The 26,195-nt window shown below is 68.2% G+C and carries 31 protein-coding genes; 2 read left to right on the top strand and 29 right to left on the bottom strand.

What is annotated here, in order from left to right; all coding sequences use genetic code 11:
- Position 1: 1 nt before the first annotated feature.
- The 28 genes from rplF to DDQ41_RS18835 all read right to left on the bottom strand — a co-directional run bounded on the left by rplF (position 2) and on the right by DDQ41_RS18835 (position 20,462).
- The gene (gene rplF / locus DDQ41_RS18980; protein WP_109295553.1) at positions 2–541 is read right to left on the bottom strand and encodes a 50S ribosomal protein L6; all 540 of its coding nucleotides are present in this window, start codon (positions 539–541) and stop codon (positions 2–4) included.
- A gap of 22 nt (positions 542–563) precedes the next feature.
- Positions 564–962, bottom strand: coding sequence for a 30S ribosomal protein S8 (gene rpsH / locus DDQ41_RS18975; protein WP_017949652.1), 399 nt, complete (start codon positions 960–962; stop codon positions 564–566).
- A gap of 263 nt (positions 963–1,225) precedes the next feature.
- The gene (locus tag DDQ41_RS18965; protein WP_003956452.1) at positions 1,226–1,411 is read right to left on the bottom strand and encodes a type Z 30S ribosomal protein S14; all 186 of its coding nucleotides are present in this window, start codon (positions 1,409–1,411) and stop codon (positions 1,226–1,228) included.
- A gap of 5 nt (positions 1,412–1,416) precedes the next feature.
- Positions 1,417–1,974, bottom strand: coding sequence for a 50S ribosomal protein L5 (gene rplE / locus DDQ41_RS18960; RefSeq protein WP_109295552.1), 558 nt, complete (start codon positions 1,972–1,974; stop codon positions 1,417–1,419).
- Complete coding sequence (rplX, locus tag DDQ41_RS18955; protein WP_017949655.1) at positions 1,974–2,297, bottom strand: 50S ribosomal protein L24; 324 nt, start codon at positions 2,295–2,297, stop codon at positions 1,974–1,976. Before rplX ends, rplE begins: the two co-directional genes overlap by 1 nt.
- A gap of 2 nt (positions 2,298–2,299) precedes the next feature.
- Positions 2,300–2,668 (bottom strand): 50S ribosomal protein L14, encoded by a 369-nt coding sequence (gene rplN, locus DDQ41_RS18950; RefSeq protein ID WP_003956455.1) that lies wholly within the window; start codon positions 2,666–2,668, stop codon positions 2,300–2,302.
- Positions 2,669–2,826: 158 nt separating this feature from the next.
- Positions 2,827–3,111 (bottom strand): 30S ribosomal protein S17, encoded by a 285-nt coding sequence (gene rpsQ, locus DDQ41_RS18945; RefSeq protein WP_109295551.1) that lies wholly within the window; start codon positions 3,109–3,111, stop codon positions 2,827–2,829.
- Positions 3,108–3,335 (bottom strand): 50S ribosomal protein L29, encoded by a 228-nt coding sequence (gene rpmC, locus DDQ41_RS18940; protein WP_109295550.1) that lies wholly within the window; start codon positions 3,333–3,335, stop codon positions 3,108–3,110. Before rpmC ends, rpsQ begins: the two co-directional genes overlap by 4 nt.
- Positions 3,335–3,754: a 50S ribosomal protein L16 gene (gene rplP, locus DDQ41_RS18935; RefSeq protein WP_017949658.1), complete on the bottom strand. Its 420-nt coding sequence runs from the start codon at positions 3,752–3,754 to the stop codon at positions 3,335–3,337. Before rplP ends, rpmC begins: the two co-directional genes overlap by 1 nt.
- 5 nt (positions 3,755–3,759) lie before the next feature.
- Positions 3,760–4,611 (bottom strand): 30S ribosomal protein S3, encoded by an 852-nt coding sequence (rpsC, locus tag DDQ41_RS18930; protein WP_109295549.1) that lies wholly within the window; start codon positions 4,609–4,611, stop codon positions 3,760–3,762.
- Positions 4,611–4,958, bottom strand: coding sequence for a 50S ribosomal protein L22 (gene rplV / locus DDQ41_RS18925; protein ID WP_053759515.1), 348 nt, complete (start codon positions 4,956–4,958; stop codon positions 4,611–4,613). Before rplV ends, rpsC begins: the two co-directional genes overlap by 1 nt.
- A 42-nt stretch (positions 4,959–5,000) precedes the next feature.
- On the bottom strand, positions 5,001–5,282 hold the full coding sequence (gene rpsS / locus DDQ41_RS18920) for a 30S ribosomal protein S19 (RefSeq protein WP_109295548.1): 282 nt from the start codon (positions 5,280–5,282) through the stop codon (positions 5,001–5,003).
- A gap of 12 nt (positions 5,283–5,294) precedes the next feature.
- Positions 5,295–6,131 carry a 50S ribosomal protein L2 gene (rplB, locus tag DDQ41_RS18915; RefSeq protein ID WP_017949662.1) on the bottom strand — a complete coding sequence of 279 codons (837 nt, stop codon included), beginning with the start codon at positions 6,129–6,131 and terminating at the stop codon, positions 5,295–5,297.
- 37 nt (positions 6,132–6,168) lie between these two features.
- Positions 6,169–6,483, bottom strand: a complete 315-nt coding sequence (gene rplW, locus DDQ41_RS18910) for a 50S ribosomal protein L23 (protein ID WP_109295547.1) — start codon at positions 6,481–6,483, stop codon at positions 6,169–6,171.
- The gene (rplD, locus tag DDQ41_RS18905; protein WP_109295546.1) at positions 6,483–7,133 is read right to left on the bottom strand and encodes a 50S ribosomal protein L4; all 651 of its coding nucleotides are present in this window, start codon (positions 7,131–7,133) and stop codon (positions 6,483–6,485) included. The genes rplW and rplD overlap by 1 nt, the downstream gene beginning before the upstream one ends.
- Before the next feature lie 8 nt (positions 7,134–7,141).
- The gene (gene rplC / locus DDQ41_RS18900; protein ID WP_109295545.1) at positions 7,142–7,786 is read right to left on the bottom strand and encodes a 50S ribosomal protein L3; all 645 of its coding nucleotides are present in this window, start codon (positions 7,784–7,786) and stop codon (positions 7,142–7,144) included.
- A 13-nt stretch (positions 7,787–7,799) separates the two neighbouring features.
- Positions 7,800–8,108 carry a 30S ribosomal protein S10 gene (rpsJ, locus tag DDQ41_RS18895; protein WP_003948644.1) on the bottom strand — a complete coding sequence of 103 codons (309 nt, stop codon included), beginning with the start codon at positions 8,106–8,108 and terminating at the stop codon, positions 7,800–7,802.
- Positions 8,109–8,633: 525 nt separating this feature from the next.
- A complete protein-coding gene (locus DDQ41_RS18890; RefSeq protein WP_262508498.1) occupies positions 8,634–9,098 on the bottom strand; it encodes a hypothetical protein in 465 nt (154 codons plus the stop codon).
- 178 nt (positions 9,099–9,276) lie between these two features.
- A complete protein-coding gene (locus DDQ41_RS18885) occupies positions 9,277–11,079 on the bottom strand; it encodes an alpha/beta hydrolase (protein ID WP_109295543.1) in 1,803 nt (600 codons plus the stop codon).
- Between the two features lie 9 nt (positions 11,080–11,088).
- Positions 11,089–11,550 (bottom strand): hypothetical protein, encoded by a 462-nt coding sequence (locus DDQ41_RS18880; protein ID WP_109295542.1) that lies wholly within the window; start codon positions 11,548–11,550, stop codon positions 11,089–11,091.
- A gap of 465 nt (positions 11,551–12,015) precedes the next feature.
- Positions 12,016–13,209 carry an elongation factor Tu gene (tuf, locus tag DDQ41_RS18875; RefSeq protein ID WP_109295541.1) on the bottom strand — a complete coding sequence of 398 codons (1,194 nt, stop codon included), beginning with the start codon at positions 13,207–13,209 and terminating at the stop codon, positions 12,016–12,018.
- Between the two features lie 153 nt (positions 13,210–13,362).
- Positions 13,363–15,489 carry an elongation factor G gene (gene fusA, locus DDQ41_RS18870; RefSeq protein ID WP_109295540.1) on the bottom strand — a complete coding sequence of 709 codons (2,127 nt, stop codon included), beginning with the start codon at positions 15,487–15,489 and terminating at the stop codon, positions 13,363–13,365.
- 40 nt (positions 15,490–15,529) lie between these two features.
- Complete coding sequence (gene rpsG, locus DDQ41_RS18865) at positions 15,530–16,000, bottom strand: 30S ribosomal protein S7 (RefSeq protein WP_006347241.1); 471 nt, start codon at positions 15,998–16,000, stop codon at positions 15,530–15,532.
- Between the two features lie 2 nt (positions 16,001–16,002).
- Positions 16,003–16,374 (bottom strand): 30S ribosomal protein S12, encoded by a 372-nt coding sequence (rpsL, locus tag DDQ41_RS18860; protein WP_003948652.1) that lies wholly within the window; start codon positions 16,372–16,374, stop codon positions 16,003–16,005.
- Positions 16,375–16,854: 480 nt separating this feature from the next.
- Entirely contained in the window at positions 16,855–17,073 is a 219-nt protein-coding gene (locus DDQ41_RS18855; protein ID WP_109295539.1) for a hypothetical protein, read from the bottom strand.
- 194 nt (positions 17,074–17,267) lie between these two features.
- Positions 17,268–18,164: a hypothetical protein gene (locus DDQ41_RS18850; protein ID WP_174720297.1), complete on the bottom strand. Its 897-nt coding sequence runs from the start codon at positions 18,162–18,164 to the stop codon at positions 17,268–17,270.
- A 346-nt stretch (positions 18,165–18,510) separates the two neighbouring features.
- On the bottom strand, positions 18,511–19,812 hold the full coding sequence (locus DDQ41_RS33065; RefSeq protein WP_394342149.1) for a hypothetical protein: 1,302 nt from the start codon (positions 19,810–19,812) through the stop codon (positions 18,511–18,513).
- Between the two features lie 155 nt (positions 19,813–19,967).
- A complete protein-coding gene (locus DDQ41_RS18835; protein ID WP_262508497.1) occupies positions 19,968–20,462 on the bottom strand; it encodes an ATP-binding protein in 495 nt (164 codons plus the stop codon).
- Between the two features lie 218 nt (positions 20,463–20,680).
- Between DDQ41_RS18835 and DDQ41_RS18830 the strand changes: the two genes are divergently transcribed.
- A complete protein-coding gene (locus DDQ41_RS18830) occupies positions 20,681–21,556 on the top strand; it encodes a helix-turn-helix domain-containing protein (RefSeq protein WP_109295537.1) in 876 nt (291 codons plus the stop codon).
- Positions 21,556–21,765, top strand: coding sequence for a DUF397 domain-containing protein (locus DDQ41_RS18825; protein WP_109295536.1), 210 nt, complete (start codon positions 21,556–21,558; stop codon positions 21,763–21,765). Before DDQ41_RS18830 ends, DDQ41_RS18825 begins: the two co-directional genes overlap by 1 nt.
- Positions 21,766–22,206: 441 nt before the next feature.
- Here the strand turns inward: DDQ41_RS18825 and DDQ41_RS18820 are convergent, their stop codons facing one another.
- Positions 22,207–26,115 (bottom strand): DNA-directed RNA polymerase subunit beta', encoded by a 3,909-nt coding sequence (locus DDQ41_RS18820; RefSeq protein ID WP_109295535.1) that lies wholly within the window; start codon positions 26,113–26,115, stop codon positions 22,207–22,209.
- Positions 26,116–26,195 lie beyond the last annotated feature (80 nt).

Below are 26,195 nucleotides of genomic sequence, written 5' to 3'. Positions count from 1 at the left end.
CTTACTTACCAGCCTTTCCGACCTTGCGGCGGATGACCTCGCCCGCGTACTTCACGCCCTTGGCCTTGTACGGGTCGGGCTTGCGCAGCTTGCGGATGTTCGCGGCGACCTCGCCGACCTTCTGCTTGTCGATGCCCTCGACCGAGAACTTGGTCGGCGACTCGACCTTGAAGGAGATCCCCTCGGGGGCCTCCACCAGGATCGGATGGCTGTAGCCGAGCTGGAACTCCAGGTTGGAGCCCTTCGCGGCCACGCGGTAACCGACACCGCTGATCTCGAGCGCCTTGGTGTATCCCTGGGTCACACCGGTGATCATGTTGGCCACCAGCGTGCGGGACAGGCCGTGCAGGGCCTTGTTCTGACGCTCGTCGTTGGGGCGGGACACCTGCAGGGTGCCGTTCTCGCCCTTCCCGATCTCGATCGGCGCGGCGACGGTGTGGGTCAGGGTGCCCTTGGAACCCTTCACCGTGACCGTGCGGCCCTCGATGGTGACGTCCACGCCGGCGGGAACCGGGATGGGGAGCTTGCCGATACGCGACATTGTTCTTCTCCTCCGTTCCCGACTACCAGACGTAGGCGAGGACTTCCCCGCCCACACCCTTCTTGCTGGCCTGCTTGTCGGTGAGGAGCCCGTGGGACGTGGAGATGATGGCCACGCCCAGGCCGCCGAGCACCTTCGGCAGGTTGGTGGACTTCGCGTAGACCCGGAGACCGGGCTTGGAGATCCGCTTGATGCCCGCGATGGAGCGCTCACGGTTCGGGCCGAACTTCAGCTCGAGGACGAGGTTCTTGCCGACCTCGGCGTCCTCGACCTTCCAGCCCGTGATGAAGCCCTCCTGCTGGAGGATCTCCGCGATGTGAGACTTGATCTTGCTGTGCGGCATCGTCACGGAGTCGTGGTACGCCGAGTTCGCGTTACGCAGACGGGTCAGCATGTCCGCGATCGGATCAGTCATGGTCATGAATTGGCCTTCGGCCTCTCTCGCCGGGGTTTCCTGTATGCGCCATCCCTCTCCCCGCACAGGGGCGGGACGGGTGCGGCACGGGGACCTACGGCGTAGTAAGTCGTTCAGGGCGGCGGGCGCCCAACCCCACAAGCCTACGGCATGTGAGTCGGGGACCCGCCGACCCGTTGCTTACCGAGAGCCTCCGGTAATCCCGCCCACCCGTCGCCCGGCCGCCGCCCCTCGGGGCGGCTCTTCGGGCCGACGGACCGGACTGGGGACTACCAGGAGCTCTTGGTCACGCCCGGCAGCTCGCCACGGTGGGCCATCTCACGAAGGCACACGCGGCACAGGCCGAACTTGCGGTACACGGAGTGCGGACGGCCGCAGCGCTGGCAGCGGGTGTACGCGCGCACACCGAACTTGGGCTTACGAGCGGCCTTGGCAATCAGAGCCTTCTTCGCCATCTCGCTCACGCCTCCTTGAACGGGAAGCCGAGGTGACGGAGAAGGGCACGGCCTTCAGCGTCGTTGGTCGCCGTGGTGACCACGGTGATGTCCATACCCCGGACGCGGTCGATCTTGTCCTGGTCGATCTCATGGAACATGACCTGCTCCGTGAGACCGAAGGTGTAGTTGCCCCGGCCGTCGAACTGCTTGGGGGACAGACCGCGGAAGTCGCGGATGCGCGGCAGCGCCAGCGACAGGGTGCGGTCGAGGAACTCCCACATGCGGTCGCCGCGAAGCGTCACATGGGCGCCGATCGGCTGGCCCTCGCGCAGCTTGAACTGCGCGATGGACTTGCGGGCCTTGGTGACGGCCGGCTTCTGGCCGGTGATCGTGGTGAGGTCGCGGATGGCGCCCTCGATCAGCTTGGAGTCGCGGGCGGCGTCGCCCACACCCATGTTGACCACGATCTTGACCAGACCGGGGACCTGCATGACGTTCTCGTACGCGAACTCGTCACGCAGCTTGCCGACGATTTCCTCGCGGTAGCGCGTCTTGAGACGCGGCGCAGTCGTGGTAGCCATCAGATGTCCTCACCGGTCCGCTTGGCAACGCGGATCTTGTTGCCCTCGTCGTCAAACCGGTAGCCGACGCGGGTGACGACCTTCTTGCCGTCCTTCTCCACGACGAGCTGCACGTTGCTGACGTGGATGGGGGCCTCGGTGGTCACGATGCCGCCGGCCTGGGAGGCACGGCCCGGCTGGTTGGCCTTGGTGTGCTTCTTGACCCGGTTGACACCCTCGACCAGGACGCGCTCGTCGCGCGGGAAAGCGGCGATGACCTTGCCCTGCTTGCCCTTGTCCTTGCCGGTGATGACCTGGACCAGGTCGCCCTTCTTGATCTTCATGCTTACAGCACCTCCGGCGCGAGCGAGATGATCTTCATGAACTTCTTCTCGCGCAGCTCACGGCCCACGGGGCCGAAGATACGGGTGCCGCGAGGGTCGCCGTCGTTCTTCAGAATGACGGCGGCGTTCTCGTCGAAGCGGATGTACGAGCCGTCCTGGCGGCGGCGCTCCTTGACGGTGCGAACGATGACCGCCTTGACGACGTCACCCTTCTTCACGTTGCCACCGGGGATCGCGTCCTTGACGGTGGCGACGATGACGTCACCGATGCCCGCGTAGCGGCGACCCGAGCCACCGAGAACACGGATGCAAAGGATCTCCTTGGCACCGGTGTTGTCGGCGACGCGAAGCCGCGACTCCTGCTGGATCACGTCTATCTCCTGATCGTCTGCCGGTTCCCGGCGGGGCCGGTCCGTGCGGACCGGCCCCGCCGAGCCTGGCGGAACTTGATGCTGGGGAAGCACCCTCCCGGGGGTTCCCCCAGCGGGGGGCATGCGGAGGGACTCCCTTCCGGGAGGCCCCCGCAAAATTACTTGGCCTTCTCGAGGATCTCGACGACGCGCCAGTGCTTGGTGGCGGACAGCTTCCGGGTCTCCATCAGGAGGACGCGGTCGCCGACGCCGGCGGCGTTCTGCTCGTCGTGGGCCTTGAGCTTGTTCGTACGGCGGATGACCTTGCCGTACAGCGCGTGCTTGACGCGGTCCTCGACGGCGACGGTGACGGTCTTGTCCATCTTGTCGCTGACGACGAGACCCTCACGGGTCTTGCGGGCGTTGCGCTCGGTCTTGTTCTCGGTCACGTTGCTCTCGCTCATGAGGCGCTCTCCACCGTCTCGATGCCCAGCTCGCGCTCACGCATCAGGGTGTAGATCCGGGCGATGTCCTTGCGGACGGCCTTCAGCCGACCGTGGTTCTCGAGCTGACCGGTCGCCGCCTGGAAGCGGAGGTTGAACAGCTCTTCCTTGGCCTCGCGGAGCTTGCCGACAAGCTCCTCGTTGCCCAGCTCGCGCAGCTCGGACGCCTTGGTTCCGGCCGACATCACGCCTCACCTGCCTCGCGCCGAACGATGCGGCACTTCATCGGAAGCTTGTGAGCAGCGCGGGTGAGCGCCTCACGAGCAATCTTCTCGTTCGGGTAGGACAGCTCGAACATCACCCGACCGGGCTTGACGTTCGCGACCCACCACTCCGGGGAACCCTTGCCGGAACCCATGCGGGTCTCGGCGGGCTTCTTCGTCAGCGGACGGTCCGGGTAGATGTTGATCCAGACCTTGCCGCCACGCTTGATGTGACGGGTCATCGCGATACGAGCGGCCTCGATCTGACGGTTCGTCACGTACGCCGGGGTGAGCGCCTGGATGCCGTACTCGCCGAACGCAACCTGCGTACCACCCTTGGACATACCGCTGCGCTTCGGGTGGTGCTGCTTGCGGTGCTTGACCCTACGGGGGATCAGCATTTCGGTCAGGCCTCCGTTCCGGTGCTCTCGGCAGCCGGAGCGGCAGCGGCGGGGGCCTCGGCCTTGGGAGCCTCGGCCGACTGCTGCTGGCCGCCCTGGGCCGCCTGCTGCGGCTTGCGGCCGCGACCGCCACGCTCGCCACCGCGGCCACCGCGGGCCGGGCGGTCGGAGCCGCCACGGGCCGGGCGGTTGCCGGCGCGGACGGCGGCGTTCTCGGCGCGGACCTCGGCGATGTTCTTGACGTCGCCCTTGTAGATCCAGACCTTCACGCCGATGCGGCCGAAGGTGGTCTTGGCCTCGAAGAAGCCGTACTCGACGTTCGCGCGGAGCGTGTGCAGCGGCACACGGCCCTCGCGGTAGAACTCCGAGCGGGACATCTCGGCGCCGCCGAGACGGCCACCGCACTGGATCTTGATGCCCTTGGCGCCCGCCTTCATGGCCGACTGCATGCTCTTGCGCATGGCACGGCGGAAGGAGACACGGGAGGACAGCTGCTCGGCCACGGCCTGCGCCACCAGCTGGGCGTCGACCTCGGGGTTCTTGACCTCGAGGATGTTCAGCTGGACCTGCTTGCCGGTGAGCTTCTCGAGGTCGCCGCGGATGCGGTCGGCCTCGGCGCCGCGGCGGCCGATGACGATGCCGGGACGCGCGGTGTGGATGTCCACCCGCACGCGGTCACGGGTGCGCTCGATCTCGACCTTGGAGATGCCGGCGCGCTCCATGCCGGACGTCATCATCCGGCGGATGGCGACGTCTTCCTTGACGTAGTCCTTGTACAGCTTGTCGGCGTACCAACGCGACTTGAAGTCGGTCGTGACACCGAGCCGGAACCCGTGCGGGTTTACCTTCTGGCCCATTACCGGGTTCCTTCCTTGCTGCTGACGACCACGGTGATGTGGCTGGTCCGCTTGCGGATCCGGTAGGCACGGCCCTGGGCGCGCGGACGGAACCGCTTCAGGGTCGGGCCCTCGTCGACGTACGCCTCGCTGATGAACAGCGAGGAGGCGTCCGGGTGGTCGTAGTTGTGCGCGGCGTTGGCAATGGCGCTGTCCAGCACCTTGCCGACCGGCACGCTCGCGGCCTGCGGGGCGAAACGCAGGACCGCCTGAGCCTCCGTGGCGTCCATGCCACGGATGAGGTCCACCACGCGGCGGGCCTTCATGGGCGTGACGCGGATGTACCGCGCCTGGGCCCTGGCTTCCATGGTTGTCCCTTCGGTGTAAGTCATGGTCAGTCACACCCCGCGTCAGCGGCGCTTCGACTTCCGGTCGTCCTTGACGTGGCCGCGGAAGGTGCGCGTCGGCGCGAACTCGCCGAGCTTGTGGCCGACCATCGACTCGGTGACGAACACCGGGACGTGGGTCTTGCCGTTGTGCACCGCGATCGTGTGGCCCAGCATGGCCGGGACGATCATCGAGCGACGGGACCAGGTCTTGATGACGTTCTTGGTGCCTGCCTCGTTCTGCACGTCCACCTTCTTGATCAGGTGGTCGTCGACGAAGGGCCCCTTCTTGAGACTGCGCGGCATCTGAACCCGCTCCTAGCGCTTCTTGTTCGTCTTGCGGCGGCGGACGATGTACTTGTTGCTCGCCTTCTTGGGAGAACGAGTACGACCCTCCTTCTGACCCCACGGGGAGACCGGGTGGCGGCCACCGGAGGTCTTCCCCTCACCACCACCGTGCGGGTGGTCGACCGGGTTCATGGCGACACCGCGGACGGTCGGGCGGACGCCCTTCCAGCGCATACGGCCGGCCTTGCCCCAGTTGATGTTCGACTGCTCGGCGTTGCCGACCTCGCCGACGGTGGCGCGGCAGCGGACGTCGACCAGGCGGATCTCACCGGACGGCATGCGCAGGTGGGCCATGGAGCCCTCCTTCGCCAGCAGCTGCACGGAGGCACCCGCGGAGCGGGCGAACTTCGCGCCGCCGCCGGGCCGCAGCTCGATGGCGTGCAGGGTCGTACCGACCGGGATGTTGCGCAGCGCCAGGTTGTTGCCGGGCTTGATGTCGGCACCGGGGCCGTTCTCGATCCGGTCGCCCTGCGACAGGCCGCGCGGGGCGAGGATGTAGCGCTTCTCGCCGTCCGCGTAGTGCAGCAGCGCGATGCGCGCGGTGCGGTTGGGGTCGTACTCGATGTGCGCGACCTTGGCCGGCACGCCGTCCTTGTCGTGACGACGGAAGTCGATCACGCGGTAGGCGCGCTTGTGGCCACCACCCTGGTGGCGAACGGTCACACGACCGGCGTTGTTACGGCCGCCCTTGCTGTGCAGGGGGCGGACCAGCGACTTCTCCGGCGTGGACCGCGTGATCTCGACGAAGTCGGCGACGCTGGAGCCACGACGGCCCGGAGTCGTCGGCTTGTACTTGCGGATACCCATTTCTCAGTCCTCGTCCGATATCGGACCAAGGTCTCCGTTAGGAGGCCTGGCCGAAGATGTCGATACGGTCGCCCTCGGCGAGGGTCACGATGGCGCGCTTGGTGTTGGCGCGCTTGCCGAAACCGGTGCGGGTGCGCTTGCGCTTGCCCTGGCGGTTGATCGTGTTCACCCCGGTGACCTTGACCGAGAAGACCGCCTCGACGGCCTGCTTGATCTGGGTCTTGTTGGCGTTGGGCGCGACGATGAACGTGTACTTGTTCTCGTCCAGCAGCGCGTAGCTCTTCTCCGAGACGACCGGCTTGACGAGGATGTCGCGCGGGTCGGTGAAGGTCTTGCTGGTGATCTCGGCCATCAGGCCTCGCTCCCCTCATCGTCGTTGGCCTTGGGGCCGGACACGAAGGACTCGAAGGCGGCCTGGGTGAAGACCACGTCGTCGGAGACGAGCACGTCGTACGTGTTCAGCTGACCCGGCTCCAGGATGTGCACCCGGGGCAGGTTGCGGGCGGACAGCCACGCGGCCTCGTCGGAGCGCTCGACGACCAGGAGCAGGTTCTTGCGCTCCGAGATCCTGCCGAACAGCGTCTTGGCGGCCTTGGTGGAGACCTCGCCCTCGACCACGCCGGACACGACGTGGATACGCGCGTTGCGGGCCCGGTCGGTGAGGGCACCGCGCAGGGCGGCGGCCTTCATCTTCTTCGGGGTCCGCTGCGAGTAGTCACGCGGCACGGGGCCGTGGACGACGCCACCGCCGGCGAACTGCGGCGCGCGGGTCGAGCCCTGACGGGCGCGGCCGGTGCCCTTCTGGCGGTACGGCTTCCTGCCACCGCCACGGACCTCGCCGCGGGTCTTGGTCTTGTGCGTGCCCTGGCGGGCAGCGGCCAGCTGCGCGACGACGACCTGGTGGATCAGCGGAACGCTGACCTTGGCGTCGAAGATCTCCGCGGGGAGCTCGACGCTACCGGCCTTGTCGCCAGCGGGCGAAAGGATGTCAATGGTGCTCATCGGTTACCTCAGGCCCCCTTGGCCGCGGTACGGACCAGGACGAGGCCGCCGTTCGGACCGGGAACCGCGCCCTTGATGAGCAGCAGACCCTTCTCCGCGTCAACGGCGTGGACGGTCAGGTTCTGGGTGGTGACCCGCTCGTTGCCCATGCGGCCCGCCATACGGAGGCCCTTGAACACACGGCCCGGGGTGGCGCAGCCACCGATGGAGCCGGGGGAGCGGTGCTTGCGCTGGGTGCCGTGTCCGGCGCCCAGGCCACGGAAGTTGTGGCGCTTCATGACACCGGCGAAGCCCTTGCCCTTGCTCTTGCCGGTGACGTCGACCTTCACGCCCGCCTCGAAGACCTCGGCGGTGATCTCCTGGCCGAGGTTGTACTCGCCGGCGTCGGCGGTACGGATCTCGACGAGGTGACGGCGGGGGGTGACGTCGGCCTTGGCGAAGTGGCCCTTGAGGGGCTTGTTCACCTTGCGCGGGTCGATCTCGCCGAAGGCGATCTGGACCGACTCGTAGCCGTCGCTGTCGTTCGTACGGATCTGGGTGACGACGTTGGGGCCGGCCTTGACGACGGTGACCGGGACGACACGGTTGTTCTCGTCCCAGACCTGAGTCATGCCGAGCTTCTCGCCCAGGATGCCCTTGATCTGCTTAGCCATCTCGCGCGTCACCTCAGAGCTTGATCTCGATGTCGACGCCGGCCGGCAGGTCGAGACGCATGAGCGAGTCGACCGTCTTCGGCGTGGGGTCGAGGATGTCGATGAGGCGCTTGTGCGTGCGCATCTCGAAGTGCTCGCGCGAGTCCTTGTACTTGTGCGGCGACTTGATGACGCAGTACACGTTCTTCTCAGTGGGCAGCGGCACCGGGCCCGCGACCGACGCACCAGTGCGGGTCACCGTCTCGACGATCTTCTTCGCCGAGGAGTCGATGACCTCGTGGTCGTAGGCCTTGAGCCGGATGCGGATCTTCTGTCCCGCCATGGCTACTTCGTAGTCCTGTCTCTCGTAACGCTCCGGAACCCGGCGGATTCCCGTCTCCTCCGACCCACGCGGTCGGGCGTGTCGCAGCCCCTCTACGAAGATCTCCCGAAGGATTTCCCAACCAAGGGGTTGCGGTCCCTGAGACCACGAAGCCGGGGGTGACACCCACCGGGTGCCTGGCCGGCGCCCCGCTCACGCTTCCCGGAAGATTCCCGTACTTCCACCCCTGATCAGGGGTGACGAATACTGTGGGACTCGCTTCCGATCCTCCCGGCGGGAGGCGCGCAGCATCGGCACGCAACCGAGCAACCCGGACAGTCTGCCATACGGGCCAGTGGAGGCGCCAATCGAGCCGAGAAGACTACCCCGGTGGTGACGAAGGTCAAACCGCGGCGCGCACAGCACCCTCCCGGCGGCCGCCCCGCTCCCCCGCCGGGCGTGAGCCGTCCCGCCCCGCGGCCGCCGAAGCGCGGAGCACCGCCCCCGCCTTCCGGGCACGAACCGGCTCGCCCCGCCGCGGCCGGCTCAGAACCGCTCGACTTCCTGGCCGTCGGGCACCTGGTAGCAGCCAGAGACAACCATCAGACTCAGCTTCGGCGGGGCGCTCTTCGCACGATGGACGATGTTGACGCTGAACTTCCTGGCGTCGTTGTCGGCCGTGAGATTGAGGTTCTCGTTCCGGCTGGTGTCCGGCCCGTACTCGACGACCTTCCAGCCGCGTCCGGGCAGCTCCGCCTTGAGCCGCTCCATCACGCCTCCCAACTGCTCGCCGGACGCGGGCACGAAGCTCCACTTGTGAAAGACCTTGAAGTACCTCTCCGGGTCCTTCCGCCCGCAGTCTGTGACGCCAGGGCCGGTGTCGGACGCCTTGCCCTTGATGCCGATCAGGTCATAGATCTCACTGGAGACCCTCTCGGCCTCGTCGGCCACGTCTGAAGAGGTACGCCGTTCGACGGAGGTCACCACGTCAGGCTCATGGTCATCGGTCATGCCGCATCCGGTGAGGAGGGTGAGAGTGCAGGATACGAGGAGGGCCGGAACGCCCGGGTGGGTCTTCAATCGCGGAGCCTCGATGGTTCGGACCGGAATGCGCACCCGGTCGGTTCGTCAGCCTTCGTGGGTGGGCCGCCGGGGCGACATCCCCCGTCGGCCGTGCATGTGATCTCCTCTACCGCCCTCGTTCCCATGCCTTCCGGCGCTCTTGCAACGTCACCTCGTCGCCGTGTCCTGCCACGACCAACCCCTGGTTCAGCAGGCTCTCGGTGTCTTCCTTCCAGTAGTCACTGTGACCTTCGGTGTCCGTGGTCATCTGGTTGGCCCCGAAACGTTCGTCGCTGGGTACGGTCCACGGGCCGTCCCAGTCGATACCGCCGTGCCCGTAGCGGCCGACATCAGGCACGACATCCCCATCGGCCTCCTGGTTCCAGACGTGCCCTATGGGAACGTCCATCTTCTCGGCCTTGCTCACCTGGACTCCAGGACTGCCTGCGAGGATGACGTCGTCCACGTTCAGGTCGCCCTGCCGAGCGGCCGATCCGATGAGGGTCGTGCCGTAGGAGTGACCGATCGCCGTTCGGTGCGCGTCCGAGGCAACAGATCGCGACGCATCCAGTCCGTCGAGGAAGCTGTTGTATGCCGGGGCACCGTCATTCGCGTAGTGGCTGAATGGCGAGTCCTTGACGATACTCTGCGGCGCGTCGTAGCCCAGCCAGGTGATCGTGGAAACGGAACCGCCGTCGGCCTCGTCTTCGGCCACACGCCAGACGTTCACCATCCGGTTGATGTCACCTCCGATACCGGCCAGACTCGACGTCGTACCCGGCACGTAGACGGCCTGGTGGTCAGCCGTGTCCGGATTCCCGTTCGCGATGATCACCCGCCCGTTTCCTTCCCCGCTGAATCCCAACAGGTATGCCTCGGGCAGCCCCTTTCGGCCGGTGCTGTCGAAACGAGCCTGGATGGCGTCCATGCCCTTCAGCGCACCTTCCAGTCTCGCCTTCCTGTCCCCGTGCTTCTCCCGCCATTCCTGCCAGTCAGGCGTGATCAGAACCGCCGGGTAGCCGGGGTTGAGAGCGTATTTGACCGGCTCCTTCGGGATGGCATCGAGCTCCAGCCGATATGCCGCCCTCGTCTCCGCCAGGACCATGCGGTTCGCCTCGTCACGGATGTCCGAGGGAAGGCCGTTGGTCGCCCCGATGGCGCCGGGATCGACGGCGAGAAGGTCGGCGCGCTGCTCCTGGGTGAGGCTCTTCCACCACTCCGCGTTCTCCTCCGGGGTGCCGTTGTCCGGCCGGGCCGCGATGGTGTCCAGATACGTGTCGGCGGCCCGGCGCACGCCGCCCGTGTCGGACTTCGCGTCGGCCCAGTCCCGGGCCGAGACCACGGGGTCGTCATCCGCGGTGAGCGCGCGCAGCCTGGGCGCCCACTTGGCGTCCGCGTCGCCGCCTTCCTCCAGCGCCTCCGCGATCCGGTTCGCATAGCCCAGCGCGGCGCCGTAGTGCGGGTTCGGGTGGATGCTCGCCGCTTGCCGCTCCAGGGCATCGGGTACAGGGCTGCCACCGGTGCTGCCGGTCACCGTTCCGCCCTCGGTGAGCTCGGTGTCACCGAGCTTGCGGCCCGTCGGATAGCTGACCGAACCGTCCGCGTTCACTCCGCAGCCGCCCGCCCGTGCGTCCTCGAGGGCGGCGTCCAGTTTCCGCTTGGCCAGCGCCATGTCGAAGGCGAATCCGTTCAGCGCCGTACTCACGATTCCGCACTCGGCCTGCACGTAGTGGAAGTTCTTCGACAGCTCTCTGAGCTGCTGCAGGGCGGCGCCGGCGGCCTCGCCCCGCAGCCGGTTGCGCATCCCGGCGCAGATCTGGTTGTCGACCGTGTCCTTGGCCGCACGCGCCATGTCACCGGTCGCTCGGTAGCTGTCGGCGGCTTCCTCGTACTGAGCGGGCTTGAAGGCGCTCAATGTCGCGAGATCCATGAGCGCGGATCACTTGCCCTTCGTCTGGCCGCCGACGGGGGCCGTGTCCCGATAGCGCGCCGTGAGCCCGTCCAGCTCTTCCTTGACCGCCGCATCGCTCTTGGACAGGTCGTGCCCGGCTCTTTCCAGCAGTCCCCCCAGTGCCTCGCAGCGGCGTCGCACTTCGCCGGCGTACTTCTTCCAGGACTCGTACAGCTCCTTCTGCGCAGCCGCGCTCCGGCACCCGGCAGGGTCGCCCAGCCCCGCCTGGCCCTCCTCCAGCGTCGTCAGTGCCTTGCCGATTCCCGACTTCAGACCGGTGACACCCTCACCGGCCGTCACCCATGCCCTCTTGTCCGACCTCAGCTCCCCCGAAACCGCGCCCGCAGGCGTCCCACCCGGCTCATCGCTCGGGAGCTGCTCCAGGTCCGTCCGGGCGGAGCCGCGTGCGGCCGCTTCGGTCTTGATCTGCTCCCACTCGTCCCACGCCATCCCCGTACGCCTCCCTGTGCGTCAACGGCCTCGCGCCCCCGCTCCTCGAGCCTCGACGGCCGCGCAGTCATGATCGCCAAACACTCCGCGCGGGTTCAAGCAGGTCTCCACGGGTGCGGGCGAGCGCCGGACCCCGATCCCGCCCTCCGCCGCCGCGGTACCGGGCCGTTCGGCGATGTGCGCGGCCCGGCCGGAAACCCCGGGCCGAGGCCGGGCTGTCCGGTGAAGGGGGAGCGGTCATGCGGCATGGTGCCCATCCAAGTCACCGCATCCCGCCCGTGGCAGCGCTCAGGTACTCGGCTTCCGCCTGAGTACCTCGCACGGGAATCGTCCGGTCGGCCGACCGGGGCCCGTCGGCTCCCGAAGCCGGCCGGCCCGGACACGCCCGAGGGGCCCCGCACCTCACGGTGCGGGGCCCCTCGCCTGCGGCTCGCTGCGGAGCTGCCGGGTCAGACGGTCAAGGACCTACTTGACGATCTTGGTGACCTGGCCGGCGCCGACGGTCCGGCCACCCTCGCGGATGGCGAACTTCAGGCCCTCCTCCATGGCGACCGGCTGGATCAGCTGGACGGACATGGTGGTGTTGTCGCCCGGCATGACCATCTCGGTGCCCTCGGGGAGGGTCACGACGCCGGTCACGTCCGTGGTACGGAAGTAGAACTGCGGGCGGTAGTTGTTGAAGAAGGGGGTGTGACGGCCACCCTCGTCCTTCGACAGGATGTAGGCCTGGGCCTCGAACTCGGTGTGCGGGGTGACCGAGCCCGGCTTGATGATGACCTGGCCGCGCTCGACGTCCTCGCGCTTGATGCCGCGGAGGAGCAGACCGACGTTCTCACCGGCCTGGCCCTCGTCGAGCAGCTTGCGGAACATCTCGATGCCGGTGACCGTGGTGGTGGTCTTCTCCTGCTTGATGCCCACGATGTCGACGGTCTCGTTGACCTTGAGGACACCACGCTCGATACGGCCGGTGACGACGGTGCCGCGACCGGTGATCGTGAAGACGTCCTCGATCGGCATCAGGAACGGCTTGTCGACGTCGCGCTCGGGCTGCGGGATCGACTCGTCGACGGCGGCCATCAGGTTCAGGACCGACTGGCCCCACTCCTTGTCGCCCTCGAGGGCCTTGAGCGCCGAGACCTTGACGACCGGAAGGTCGTCGCCCGGGAACTCGTACTCGGAGAGGAGCTCGCGCACCTCGAGCTCGACGAGCTCCAGGATCTCCTCGTCGTCCACCATGTCGGCCTTGTTCAGGGCGACGACGATGTACGGAACGCCGACCTGGCGGGCAAGGAGCACGTGCTCCTTGGTCTGCGGCATCGGGCCGTCGGTGGCGGCGACCACCAGGATGGCGCCGTCCATCTGGGCGGCACCGGTGATCATGTTCTTGATGTAGTCCGCGTGACCGGGGCAGTCGACGTGGGCGTAGTGACGCGACTCGGTCTGGTACTCGACGTGCGCGATGGAGATGGTGATACCGCGCTGGCGCTCCTCAGGAGCCTTGTCGATCTGGTCGAACGCCGAGGCCTCGTTCAGGTCCGGGAACGCGTCGTGCAGCACCTTGGTAATGGCGGCCGTGAGGGTCGTCTTACCGTGGTCGATGTGACCGATGGTGCCGATGTTGACGTGCGGCTTAGTCCGCTCGAACTTCGCCTTCGCCACTGGGGTCCTCCTGTGGAGTGGTTCTGTACGCCTTACTCATCGGCGCCAGGGTGATCTTTGCTGGTGGTGCCGGCCGCCGGGACGAACCTCACGGGTTCGCGGGGAGCGCCCCGACGGTTACGGCGTCAAGCCTAAAGCGTGTACTCGGGTGAGTTACTCGCCCTTGGCCTTCGCGATGATCTCCTCGGCGACGTTCCGCGGAACCTCGGCGTAGGAGTCGAACTGCATCGAGTAGCTTGCGCGACCCGAGGTCTTGCTGCGGAGGTCGCCGACGTAGCCGAACATCTCCGACAGCGGCACCAGGCCCTTGACGACGCGGGCGCCGGCACGCTCCTCCATGGCCTGGATCTGGCCACGGCGGGAGTTGATGTCACCGATGACATCGCCCATGTAGTCCTCGGGCGTGGTGACCTCGACGGCCATCATCGGCTCGAGGAGAACCGGGGACGCCTTGCGCGCGGCCTCCTTGAAGGCCTGCGAACCGGCGATCTTGAACGCGAGCTCGGAGGAGTCGACCTCGTGGTAGGCGCCGTCGAGAAGCGTGACGCGGACGCCCGTCATCTCGTAGCCGGCGAGGATGCCGAACGACATCGCCTCCTGGCAGCCGGCGTCCACGGAAGGGATGTACTCCTTCGGGATGCGGCCACCGGTGACCTTGTTCACGAACTCGTAGGCCGCGTCGCCGCCCTCGATGGGCTCGACCGCGATCTGCACCTTGGCGAACTGACCGGTACCACCGGTCTGCTTCTTGTGGGTGTAGTCCACGCGGTCCACCGACTTGCGGATGGTCTCGCGGTACGCGACCTGCGGCTTGCCGACGTTGGCCTCGACCTTGAACTCGCGCTTCATCCGGTCGACGAGCACCTCGAGGTGAAGCTCGCCCATACCGCCGATGACGGTCTGGCCGGTCTCCTCGTTGGTGTGCACCTGGAAGGAGGGGTCCTCCTCCGCGAGACGCTGGATGGCGACACCCAGCTTCTCCTGGTCGCCCTTGGACTTGGGCTCGATCGCGACCTCGATGACCGGCGCCGGGAAGTCCATGGACTCCAGGATCACCGGGTTCTTCTCGTCCGCGAGCGTCTCACCGGTGGTGGTCTGCTTCAGGCCCATGACGGCGACGATGTCGCCGGCGCCCACCGAGGCGATCTCCTCACGCTTGTTGGCGTGCATGCGGTAGATCTTGCCGATGCGCTCCTTCTTGCCCTTGACGGAGTTCAGCACCGCGGTGCCGGACTCCAGGCGGCCGGAGTAGATGCGCACGAAGGTGAGCTTGCCGAGGTGCGGGTCGCTCATGATCTTGAACGCCAGCGCCGACAGCGGCTCGTCGTCGGACGGCTTGCGGGTGACGACCTGCTCGGCGTCCTTGACGTCGTGGCCCTCGATGGCCTCGACGTCCAGCGGCGACGGCAGGTAGCGGACGACCGCGTCGAGCAGGGGCTGCACGCCCTTGTTCTTGAAGGCGGTGCCGCAGAACACCGGGGTGACCGTGGTGCCCTTGCCCTTGCCCGAGGCGATGGTGACGCGGCGGATCGCGGCGTACAGCTGCTCCTCGGAGGGCTCCTGGCCCTCGAGGTACAGCTCCATGATCTCCTCGTCGTTCTCGGCCACGGCCTCCAGCAGCTTGCCGCGGTACTCCTCGGCGGCCTCGGCGTGCGTGTCCGGGATGTCGACGACGTCGTACATCTCGCCCTTGGCGGCCTCGGCGGACCAGACCAGGGCCTTCATGCGGACCAGGTCGATGACGCCCTTGAAGTCCGCCTCGGCACCGATCGGGAGCTGCATCACGATCGGCTGCGCGCCCAGGCGGTCGCTGATCATGTCGACGCAGCGGTGGAACTCCGCACCGGTGCGGTCGAGCTTGTTGACGAAGCAGATGCGCGGAACGCCGTAGCGGTCGGCCTGGCGCCACACGGTCTCGGACTGCGGCTCGACGCCGGCGACGCCGTCGAACACCGTCACGGCACCGTCGAGCACCCGCAGGGAGCGCTCCACCTCGACGGTGAAGTCGACGTGACCCGGGGTGTCGATGATGTTGATGGTGTGGTCGACGTCCTCGAGCGGCCAGTGGCAGGTCGTCGCGGCGGACGTGATCGTGATGCCGCGCTCCTGCTCCTGCTCCATCCAGTCCATCGTGGCGGCGCCGTCGTGGACCTCGCCGATCTTGTACGAAACACCGGTGTAGAACAGGATGCGCTCGGTGGTGGTCGTCTTGCCCGCGTCGATGTGGGCCATGATCCCGATGTTGCGGACCTTGGCCAGGTCAAGCGAAGTGGTAGCCATAAGGCTTCAGTCTTCTCTCGGTTCTCGATGGGGTCTGCGACTACCAGCGGTAGTGCGCGAAGGCCTTGTTGGACTCGGCCATCTTGTGCGTGTCCTCGCGCTTCTTGACCGATGCGCCGAGGCCGTTCGAGGCGTCTAGCAGCTCGTTCATGAGGCGCTCGGTCATGGTCTTCTCGCGGCGGGCGCGCGAGTAGCCCACGACCCAGCGGAGCGCGAGGGTGGAGGCGCGACCGGGCTTGACCTCGATCGGCACCTGGTAGGTGGCGCCACCGACACGGCGGGACTTGACCTCGAGGGACGGCTTGACGTTCTCGAGGGCGCGCTTCAGCGTGATGACCGGGTCGGCACCGGTCTTCTCACGGAGGCCTTCCATGGCGCCGTAGACGATGCGCTCGGCGGTGGAGCGCTTGCCGTTCAGCAGGATCTTGTTGATCAGCGAGGTCACCAGAGGAGAGCCGTAGACCGGGTCGATGATGACCGGGCGCTTCGGGGCGGGGCCCTTACGAGGCATTCTTACTTCTCCTTCTTGGCGCCGTAGCGGCTGCGGGCCTGCTTGCGGTTCTTGACACCCTGGGTGTCGAGCGAACCGCGGATGATCTTGTAGCGAACACCCGGCAGGTCCTTCACACGGCCACCACGCACGAGCACGATGGAGTGCTCCTGCAGGTTGTGTCCCTCACCCGGAATGTAGGCCGTGACCTCGATACCCGAGGTCAGACGCACACGCGCGACCTTGCGGAGGGCCGAGTTCGGCTTCTTCGGGGTGGTCGTGAACACACGCGTGCAGACGCCGCGGCGCTGAGGGGAACCCTCGAGTGCGGGCGTCTTGTTCTTCTCGACCTTGTCCTGCCGGCCCTTCCGGACCAGCTGCTGGATCGTAGGCACTACTTCTCCGGTTTCTGTGTGCCGTGTAGTAAAGCTAACCTGGAACGTCGCCGACCCACGCGGTCGGGTGTGTCGAATACCGCGGACCCCCGCCGAAGGCGGAAAAGGCGCAGATTACGGTGGCCGATACAGGCTCCCCGCACGGTCGTAGGCACGCACGAGGGCCAGGGCACACCCCAGGCACAAGGTCTGAGCGTACCTAGCCTATGGACTCCGGTCAAAACAAATGAGACGGGGAGCGACACGCCGGAACAACCGCCGCCCCGGCCGGATACCCCGCCGCATGTCCCGGCGGCCTCGCGGGCGCCTCGCGGGCGCCTCGCGGGCGCCTCGCGCCGACCGGGCACGGGGCGGCCACCACGGCGGTACGCGTACGTGGAGTACGTCCGACGCGACACCGCCTCGCCGGTGCCGCCCGGCTCCATCGGGCCCGCGCGCGCATGGCGGAGGCGGGGCGGAGCCGCGGCGCCGGGACCGGAGCTACCGGACATCCCAGGAGACGCTCGGCGGGAGTCGAGAGCAGAAGAGGCTCCGCAGCACGGCGGGGCTGCCCGTGAGCAGGTCGGCGAGACCGCGAAGGTGGGGCCACGCGACGTAGCGGCGTGCCATGGGCGCGACCCACCCTGTCCGCAGCGTCACGATCGCCCATGCGATCGCGAGCAGCCCCGGCAGGGTGCCCGTCCCCACCACCCACGACATGGTGCGGCTCCACTCTGACGCGAAGGACCCGGCACACGAGATGCGTCCGGGCCCGAAGACGCCGTCATCGTCGATGGCCCCGGTGGTGCCGACAATGCCGGAGCCAGACGACCTTCGTCCCGTTCCACTGCCGTCACCCGGTGCGCTCGAGACCCGCCGGACGGTGCCCGACGGCCCGGCTCGGCCGGGCCGGACTACTCGTCCGCGAAGATCGCGTCAGCCGAGGGAGCGGTGACGGCCCGCCGGAGCCAGCGACGCAGCGTGTCGGGGTCGCCGCAGCCGACCACGCGCTCACGAACCTCCTCGGGCACGGCGATACCGCGCTCCGCCAGGACGTCCAGGACGTCCTCGGCCGCGCGCCGCGCCTCACCCTCGGCACGGCCCTCGGCACGGCCCTCGTCACGGAGTTCCTCGGAAAGGGGCGACTTGTAGAAAGAGAGGTCCACGGCCACCAGTTTCCTCCATGTATCTGCGGCTGGGTACGTGCCCAGACCCTGCGCGATGAGTTCGACGATCGGGTTGGCGAGGACTGCGGGCGTGTCCCGCAGCACGTTGGTCATTGCCTTGAGTATGGCCCCGATGTCCGGATTCGCGGCCTGGGTGATCGCGGACAGTGTGGCGAGCGCGAGATCCTTGCGCACGTCGGCGGGGTCGGTGAGCACCGGCATGTTGTGCGGCCCCGCGACGAGCGGCCGCAGGGTGAGCAGCGGCCACTGGGGAGGGCCGAAGCGGACCGGCCTAGCCGCCCATTCGGCGGTAGCGCGATCCTGGCAGACCACCAGCAGCATCGGCTGGAGCCGGTACTTCGCGAGCAGGTACGAGGCGTAGTAGGCCCAGCTCGCGGGCTTGTCCGGGTCCCTCCTGCCCTGGGCCTCGACGGCGAGGAGAATCGGCTCGTCCTCTTCCGTCTCCAGCCTCAGCAGGGTGTCGACGCGTCGTTCGAGCGGGCGCGTCTCGGTGAGGTCTGTAGGCAGGACGGTGACCGAGGTGGGTGGGGCGAAGTCGACGCCGAGCACCTCGGACACCCCGGAGAAGAGGCCCGGGTGGTCCTGGAAGATGCGGTGCATCGCCTCGTGGGACGAGCTGACCATGAGCGTTCCTGTGATGGGCAGTGGGCGAACGGGAAGGCGCCGGGCACCTTCGACACATGCGGAAGGCATGTGCCGCACGACGAAGGTAGCTGCGCAAAAGAGCCTGAATCAGGGCCAGTTGACGATGTTCACCCCAACAGGTGACCGAGCGCGGAGCCCCATGAGACGGCGCCCGGCGGTGCTCGGGTGTCATGCGCTCATGCCGGAAGGCGTGGCTTGCGGGCCGGTGCCCGACTCCGGTCGGCGAGACGCCGAACTGCTCCCTCACCCGGTCTCGGCACGTGAAGGCACTGGTCGGCTACGTTGAACTGGCTTGCCGCGCACCCGCGCTCGGCCCGCGCATCGATCAGGAGAGCCGCTTCGACGGGATTCCCGGGATTCGGCCTCGCTCCGCGCACCCCGGGCAGACATCCGGATCCGGGCCCCGGTAGGCGCGGTCGCAACCGTCGCAGTTGCGGAGGGGATGCCGGACGGGCGGAGGCGCCTCGGGGGCCCGGAACGGCGGCAGGGGAGGAATCCGGTCCGCGAGGCGGTGGGCCAGCAGGGCGGCCGGGCGGCGCAAGGGCTCGGGCGGCAGGTGGCTGGTCAGCGCGTGGCGTACGGCGTCGGGCGGAAGGTCCCGTTCCAGCCAGGCGGCGACCCCGGGCGCGAGGTGTTCCGCATCGGCGGCGGAGAGCAGGAGCCGGGGATCGTCGTGGCGGAGGCGGGCGAGGACCTCGGCGGCGGTCCTGAGCAGGCTCGCGGCGGGGTACGCGGGCTGCGGTACGGCCGGGAGGGCCGCTCGGCGCGGGGATCGCCGGCGCGGGGCGGTGGCCGGCACCGCACGGGCCGGCGGCTTGGGCACGCTCTGCGCATCGTGGACCCGGCGCTCGTCGGTCACCCTGCTCACATCCGGCGGCACGGCGGGCGCGCCGGGCGCGGCGAGCATAACGGCCGCTTCCTGCGCGTCCGCTGCTCGGTGCGCGCCGGTGGCGCCGTGCGCGTCGGTGACGCCGTGCGCGTCGGTGACGTGGTACGTGTCCGCCGCACGGTGTGCAACGGCCGAGCCGTGTGTGTCGGCGGCGCCGTGCTCGTCGGTGGCCCCGTGCTCGTCGGCTGCTCGGTGCGCATCGGCGACGCGGTGCACAACGGCCGAGCCGTGCTCGTCGGTCGCGTCTCGGGCCGCGGTGGCCTCCCCACCGGCGGTGGCCTCGGGAGCAGCGGTGCACTGCCCGCCAGCGGTGCCCTCATGCGCCATGGTCGCGGCGCCGGAACGGCCCGGCTGGTTGCAGGAGATCGTGCGGGTGACCATGCGTCCGCTCGGGGTGCGCTCGCGAGGGCGCCGCAGATAGCCGTGGACTTCCAGCTCCCGCAGGGCGGCGGCGATACGGGCCTGGCCCTCGGGGAAGCGCCCGGCGAGGGTCCTGATGTCGACAAGGCTGCCGGCCTTGAGCGACTGGATGTGCACGCCCAGCCCGATCGCGAGCCCCGAAAGCTCGCGGTGCTGGGCGAGATGGTTGCCGATCACCGTGAAGTGGCTGGTGTGCCGGGTGTTGTCGTGGATGACGCCGGCGGGACGTGCCGCGGAGCCGCCGGGGCGGCGGGGGTGGATTTTCCCGCTGATACGGGACTGGGCGTGCGGGCGCACGCTAGGGTTCTGGGTGTCCATCGGGAAGGTTGAGTTCCTTGGTGGTCAGGCCCTCGCACTGGGATTGCCGTCCCGGCGAGGGCCGTTGCTTTTCGGTTGTGGCGGGGTGCCGCGTGTGGTGCCGCGCTGAGCGTAGAGCAGCGGACCGGCTCCGAATCCAGCTCAGTGGGGGAGGTTCACCCGTGAGAGTGAGCGGCTGCCGCGGGAGGGAGGGGTGGGGCTTGGTCGGGTTCTTTCTCTCCTCTCGGTTCCTGGTGGGGAGCGACCGGCGCACCGGAGTTCGGCTTTCCGGGATTCGGTGACAGGTCGAGTTCGGCCCACACGGTCTTGCGGGGGACGGGACCCGGTTCGACACCCCAGCGGTCGGCGAGAGCCTCGACGAGCACCAGCCCGCGTCCGGACTCGGCGTCGGGAGCGGGCGGCCGGCGGTGGGGCAGGTCGTCACCGCGCGTGTCCGTCACCTCGATACGGAGGGTGCCGGCGTCGGCGAGGAGCACGAGGCGGAACCCCCGCCCGGTGACGCGCCCGTGGACGGCGGCGTTCGAGGCGAGTTCTGCGACGAGGTGCGCGGCGACCTCGAGGGAGGAGTGCGGCAGGTCCCAGGTGCGGAGCCACTCGGTCGCGAGAAGCCGGGCGAGCCGGGCACCGCGTGGCGTGGGGGAAAGCAGCACACCGAAGTGACGTGTCCAGGGGTGAAGTTGGGTGGAATTTTTCCGGTTCACCTCACTGAGCGTGGCGGCATGCGCTTACCGTGAACAGTGACGCAGCCGATACGTACGGTGACCGTCCGGAGCTTGTCCGCTGCTGTCCGGGCTGTCGGAGCGGGCGTTGCGGGTGCGGTACGGGCCGTACGGCACAGCGGTACGACGGTACGACGGAGGAGTGCGGTATGTCGGTGGACAACGAGGTGCGGCGGCCGACGACTGAGACGGACGAGCCGGGGTGGGAGGTGGAGCCGAACGACGACTGGGGCGTGGCCGTGGTCGCCACGGTGGGGCGGCAGTTGAGGCTGCGGCGGGAGGCGGCGGGCCTGCGGGCCGGTGAGTTCGGCGAGGCGGTGGGGTACGGGGAGGACCTGGTCTACAAGATCGAGGGCGGGAAGCGGATTCCCCGCCCCGAGTATCTGGACAGGGCGGACGAGGTGCTGGGGGCGGGTGGGCTGCTTGCGGCCATGAAGGAGGACGTGGGCAAGGTCAGATATCCGAAGAAGGTTCGGGATCTGGCGCAGTTGGAGGGGCGGGCGGTCGAACTCCAGTTGTACGACCCGCTGAACGTCCATGGGCTGCTGCAGACGCCGGAGTACGCGCGTGGGCTGCTGCTGATGCGCCGCCCGGCCTATACCGGGGACGAGGTGGATCGGTTCATCGCCGCGCGGGTGGCCCGCAAGTCGGTGTTCGAGCGCGACCCGGCGCCTGAACTCAGCTTCGTTCTGGAGGAGTGGACGCTTCGGCGTCCCCTCGGCGGTAGGGCACTGGTCCGCAACCAGCTTGAACACCTCCTGGAAGTGGCCCAGTTGAGGAACGTTGAGCTACAGGTGATGCCGATGGACCGCGAGCAGCATGCCGGGCTGGCAGGCGGCATCGAGGTGCTGAAGTTCGAGGACGGCTCGGTGGTCGGGCGCTCTCCGGCCATGGCCAACGGTCGACCGGTGACCGAGGCCCGGCAGCTCCGTATCCTGGAACTCCGCTATGGCATCATCCGGGCCCAGGCCCTCACGCCCCGTGAGTCGACTGCCTTCATCGAGCAACTGCTGGGGGATACATGATGATCCGCAACACCTCGGCCGGGGACGCCCCCGACCTGATGTGGTTCAAGAGCAGCTACAGCAGCAGCAGCGAGGGTGACTCCTGCCTCGAGGTCGCCGCCGTGCCCGGCACGGTCCATGTGCGCGACTCCAAGTGCCTCGACGGCCCCCGACTCGCTCTGACGCGGTCGGCCTGGGCGGACTTCGTGACGTACGCCTCGGGAGGCTGACCTCCGGACCGCACGGGCCCTGCGCCTGCTCGTCGGCGGGCACGGGGCCCATGGGCGCCGCTCCCGGGCAGCTGGGTGGCCGGCTGCCCGGCCGCGCGCTGACCGTCGAACAGCTCGGGGACACGCACCTTCGTGACGGCAGCGATGTCGTCGTCCGCGTGGAGCAGGTTGAGGCGGTGGTGTCCGCACGGCACGGCCCTCGGGCACCGGAGCCCAGCCGAGGGACCGGCTCCGCCGGACTGCCCGCGTCGGTCCGCGATCGCCGTCTCAGGCGTCCTCTGGTTCTCTCGTCCCCTCGTTCCCTCCTCCCCTCGTTCCCTCCTCCCCTCGTTCCTCCCCCACCGCCACCGCCATCGCCACCGCGCCCACCGCACACCGCACACCGCACGCCGAAGGGCGGCCACCCCGGAGGGTGGCCGCCCTTGGCGTCAGACGTGCGCCTTACTGGTTGTACGGACCGTAGTCGTAGTCCTCCAGCGGAACGGCCTGGCCGGAGCCGGTGCCGAACGGCGAGTAGTCGATGTCGTCGTAGCCGACGGCCGAGTACATCGCGGCCTTGGCCTCCTCGGTCGGCTCGACCCGGATGTTGCGGTAGCGGGCGAGGCCCGTACCGGCCGGGATGAGCTTACCGATGATGACGTTCTCCTTGAGGCCGATCAGGGAGTCCGACTTGGCGTTGATCGCCGCGTCGGTGAGGACCCTGGTCGTCTCCTGGAAGGACGCCGCCGACAGCCACGACTCGGTCGCCAGCGAGGCCTTGGTGATACCCATCAGCTGCGGACGGCCGGAGGCCGGGTGGCCGCCTTCCTGGACCACGCGGCGGTTCTCGTGCTCGAACTTCGAGCGCTCCACCAGCTCGCCCGGCAGCAGCTCCGCGTCACCGGACTCGATGATCGTCACACGGCGCAGCATCTGCCGGATGATGATCTCGATGTGCTTGTCGTGGATCGACACGCCCTGCGAGTTGTAGACCTTCTGCACCTCGCCGACCAGGTGGACCTGGACGGCGCGCTGGCCGAGGATCCGCAGCACGTCGTGCGGGTTGGTGGCACCGAAGGTGAGCTTCTGCCCCACCACGACGTGGTCGCCGTCCCGCACCAGGAGCTTGGCGCGCTTGGAGATCGGGTACGCCGCCTCGTCGCTGCCGTCGTCCGGAGTGATGACGATCTTCTTGGTCTTCTCGGTCTCCTCGACCCGGACGATGCCGGCGACCTCGGAGATCGGGGCGACACCCTTCGGGGTACGGGCCTCGAAGAGCTCGACGACACGCGGCAGACCCTGGGTGATGTCGTCACCGGCCACACCACCGGTGTGGAAGGTACGCATCGTCAGCTGGGTGCCGGGCTCGCCGATGGACTGGGCGGCGATGATGCCGACCGCCTCGCCGATGTCGACCAGCTTGCCGGTGGCGAGCGAACGGCCGTAGCAGAACGCGCAGGTGCCGACGGCGGACTCGCAGGTCAGGACCGAGCGGGTCTTGACCTCCTCGACGCCCGCGCCCACGAGCGCGTCGATCAGCACGTCACCGAGGTCGACGTTGGCCGGCGCGATGACCTTGCCGTCCACGACGACGTCCTCGGCGAGCATCCGCGCGTACACCGACGTCTCGACGTCGTCCGCCTTGCGCAGGACACCGTCGGCGCCCCGCTCGGCGATCCGCAGCTTCAGACCGCGGTCGGTGCCGCAGTCCTCCTCGCGGATGATGACGTCCTGCGAGACGTCGACCAGACGACGGGTCAGGTAACCCGAGTCGGCCGTACGCAGGGCGGTGTCGGCGAGACCCTTTCGGGCGCCGTGGGTGGAGATGAAGTACTCCAGCACGGACAGGCCCTCGCGGAAGGACGCCTTGATGGGACGGGGGATCGTCTCGTTCTTGGCGTTCGACACCAGACCGCGCATACCGGCGATCTGGCGCATCTGCATCATGTTTCCGCGCGCACCCGAGTTGACCATCATGAAGATGGGGTTGGTCTTCGGGAAGTTGTCGTTCATCGCCTCGGCGACCTCGTTGGTCGCCTTGGTCCAGATCGCGATGAGCTCCTGGGTGCGCTCGTCCTTGGTGATCAGACCGCGCTCGTACTGCTTCTGGACCTTCTCGTCCTGCGCCTCGTAGCCCGCGACGATGTCCTTCTTCGCCTCGGGGACGACGACGTCCGAGATGGCGACGGTGACGCCGGAGCGGGTCGCCCAGTAGAAGCCGGCCGCCTTCAGGTTGTCGAGCGTCGCCGCCACGATGACCTTCGGGTAGCGCTCGGCGAGGTCGTTGACGATCTCGGAGAGCTGCTTCTTGCCGACGGTGTAGTCGACGAACGGGTAGTCCTCGGGCAGCAGCTCGTTGAAGAGCGCGCGGCCCAGGGTGGTGGTGAGGCGGAAGCTGTCGCCCTGCTGCCAGGGGCCGATGCCCTCGTGCCCCTCCTCGTCCGCCGGCGGGGTCCAGCCGCGCGGCGGGACGGTGCCGATCGGGAAGCGGATGTCGATCTTCGCCTGGAGCGAGAGCTCCCGGGCGTCGAACGCCATGATCGCCTCGGCGGTGGAGTTGAACGCGCGGCCCTCGCCGCGCACCTCGCGCTCCTCCTCGTCCGTGGTGAGGAAGAAGAGGCCGAGAACCATGTCCTGGGTCGGCATGGTGACCGGACGGCCGTCGGCCGGCTTGAGGATGTTGTTCGAGGACAGCATCAGGATGCGGGCCTCGGCCTGCGCCTCCGCGGACAGCGGCAGGTGCACGGCCATCTGGTCGCCGTCGAAGTCCGCGTTGAACGCGGTGCAGACGAGCGGGTGGATCTGGATGGCCTTGCCCTCGACCAGCTGCGGCTCGAAGGCCTGGATGCCGAGGCGGTGCAGCGTGGGCGCACGGTTCAGCAGCACCGGGTGCTCGGCGATGACCTCTTCGAGGACGTCGTACACGACGGTGCGGCCGCGCTCGACCATGCGCTTGGCCGACTTGATGTTCTGCGCGTGGTTCAGGTCCACCAGGCGCTTCATCACGAACGGCTTGAAGAGCTCCAGGGCCATGGCCTTGGGCAGACCGCACTGGTGCAGCTTCAGCTGCGGGCCGACGACGATGACGGAACGCGCCGAGTAGTCCACCCGCTTGCCGAGCAGGTTCTGGCGGAACCGGCCCTGCTTGCCCTTCAGCATGTCGCTGAGGGACTTCAGCGGGCGGTTGCCGGGGCCGGTGACCGGGCGGCCGCGGCGGCCGTTGTCGAACAGGGCGTCGACGGCCTCCTGGAGCATCCGCTTCTCGTTGTTCACGATGATCTCGGGGGCACCGAGGTCGAGCAGGCGCTTCAGGCGGTTGTTGCGGTTGATCACACGGCGGTACAGGTCGTTCAGGTCGGAGGTCGCGAAGCGGCCACCGTCCAGCTGGACCATCGGGCGCAGGTCCGGCGGGATCACCGGGACGCAGTCCAGCACCATGCCCTTGGGGCTGTTGCTGGTCTGCAGGAAGGCGGAGACGACCTTGAGGCGCTTGAGCGCACGGGTCTTCTTCTGGCCCTTGCCGGTGCGGATGATCTCGCGGAGGCGCTCGGCCTCCTCGTCCAGGTCGAAGGACTCCAGGCGCTTCTGCAGCGCCGCGGCGCCCATCGAGCCGTCGAAGTACGTGCCGAAGCGGTCGCGCAGCTCGCGGTAGAGCAGCTCGTCGCCCTCGAGGTCCTGGACCTTGAGGTTCTTGAAGCGGTTCCACACCTCGTCGAGGCGGTCGATCTCGCGCTGGGCGCGGTCGCGCAGCTGCTTCATCTCGCGCTCGGCGCCCTCGCGCACCTTGCGGCGCACGTCGGCCTTGGCGCCCTCGGCCTCCAGCTCGGCCAGGTCGGCCTCGAGCTTCTTGGCGCGGGCCTCCAGGTCGGCGTCGCGGCGGTTCTCGATCTGCTGGCGCTCGACGGAGACATGGGCCTCCAGCGAGGGCAGGTCGCGGGTGCGGCGCTCCTCGTCCACGTACGTGATCATGTACGCGGCGAAGTAGATGACCTTCTCCAGGTCCTTCGGGGCGAGGTCGAGCAGGTAGCCCAGCCGCGACGGAACGCCCTTGAAGTACCAGATGTGGGTCACGGGAGCGGCCAGCTCGATATGGCCCATCCGCTCGCGGCGCACCTTGGCGCGGGTGACCTCGACGCCACAGCGCTCACAGATGATGCCCTTGAAGCGGACGCGCTTGTACTTGCCGCAGTAGCACTCCCAGTCCCGGGTAGGGCCGAAGATCTTCTCGCAGAAGAGTCCGTCCTTCTCGGGCTTGAGCGTGCGGTAGTTGATGGTCTCCGGCTTCTTGACCTCGCCGTGGGACCACTGACGGATGTCGTCAGCGGTGGCCAGGCCGATCCGCAGCTCGTCGAAGAAGTTGACGTCGAGCACTATGCGTCAATCCCTCTCAGGGTCGTGTCTCAATCAATGGTCTGATGGGGGGTCCCTCCACGCCCACAGGGCGTAGGGGG

The sequence above is a fragment of the Streptomyces spongiicola genome (genome assembly GCF_003122365.1).
GTDB classification, from domain to species: Bacteria; Actinomycetota; Actinomycetes; order Streptomycetales; family Streptomycetaceae; genus Streptomyces; species Streptomyces spongiicola.
This window is presented reverse-complemented; position numbering and strand designations above follow the sequence as displayed.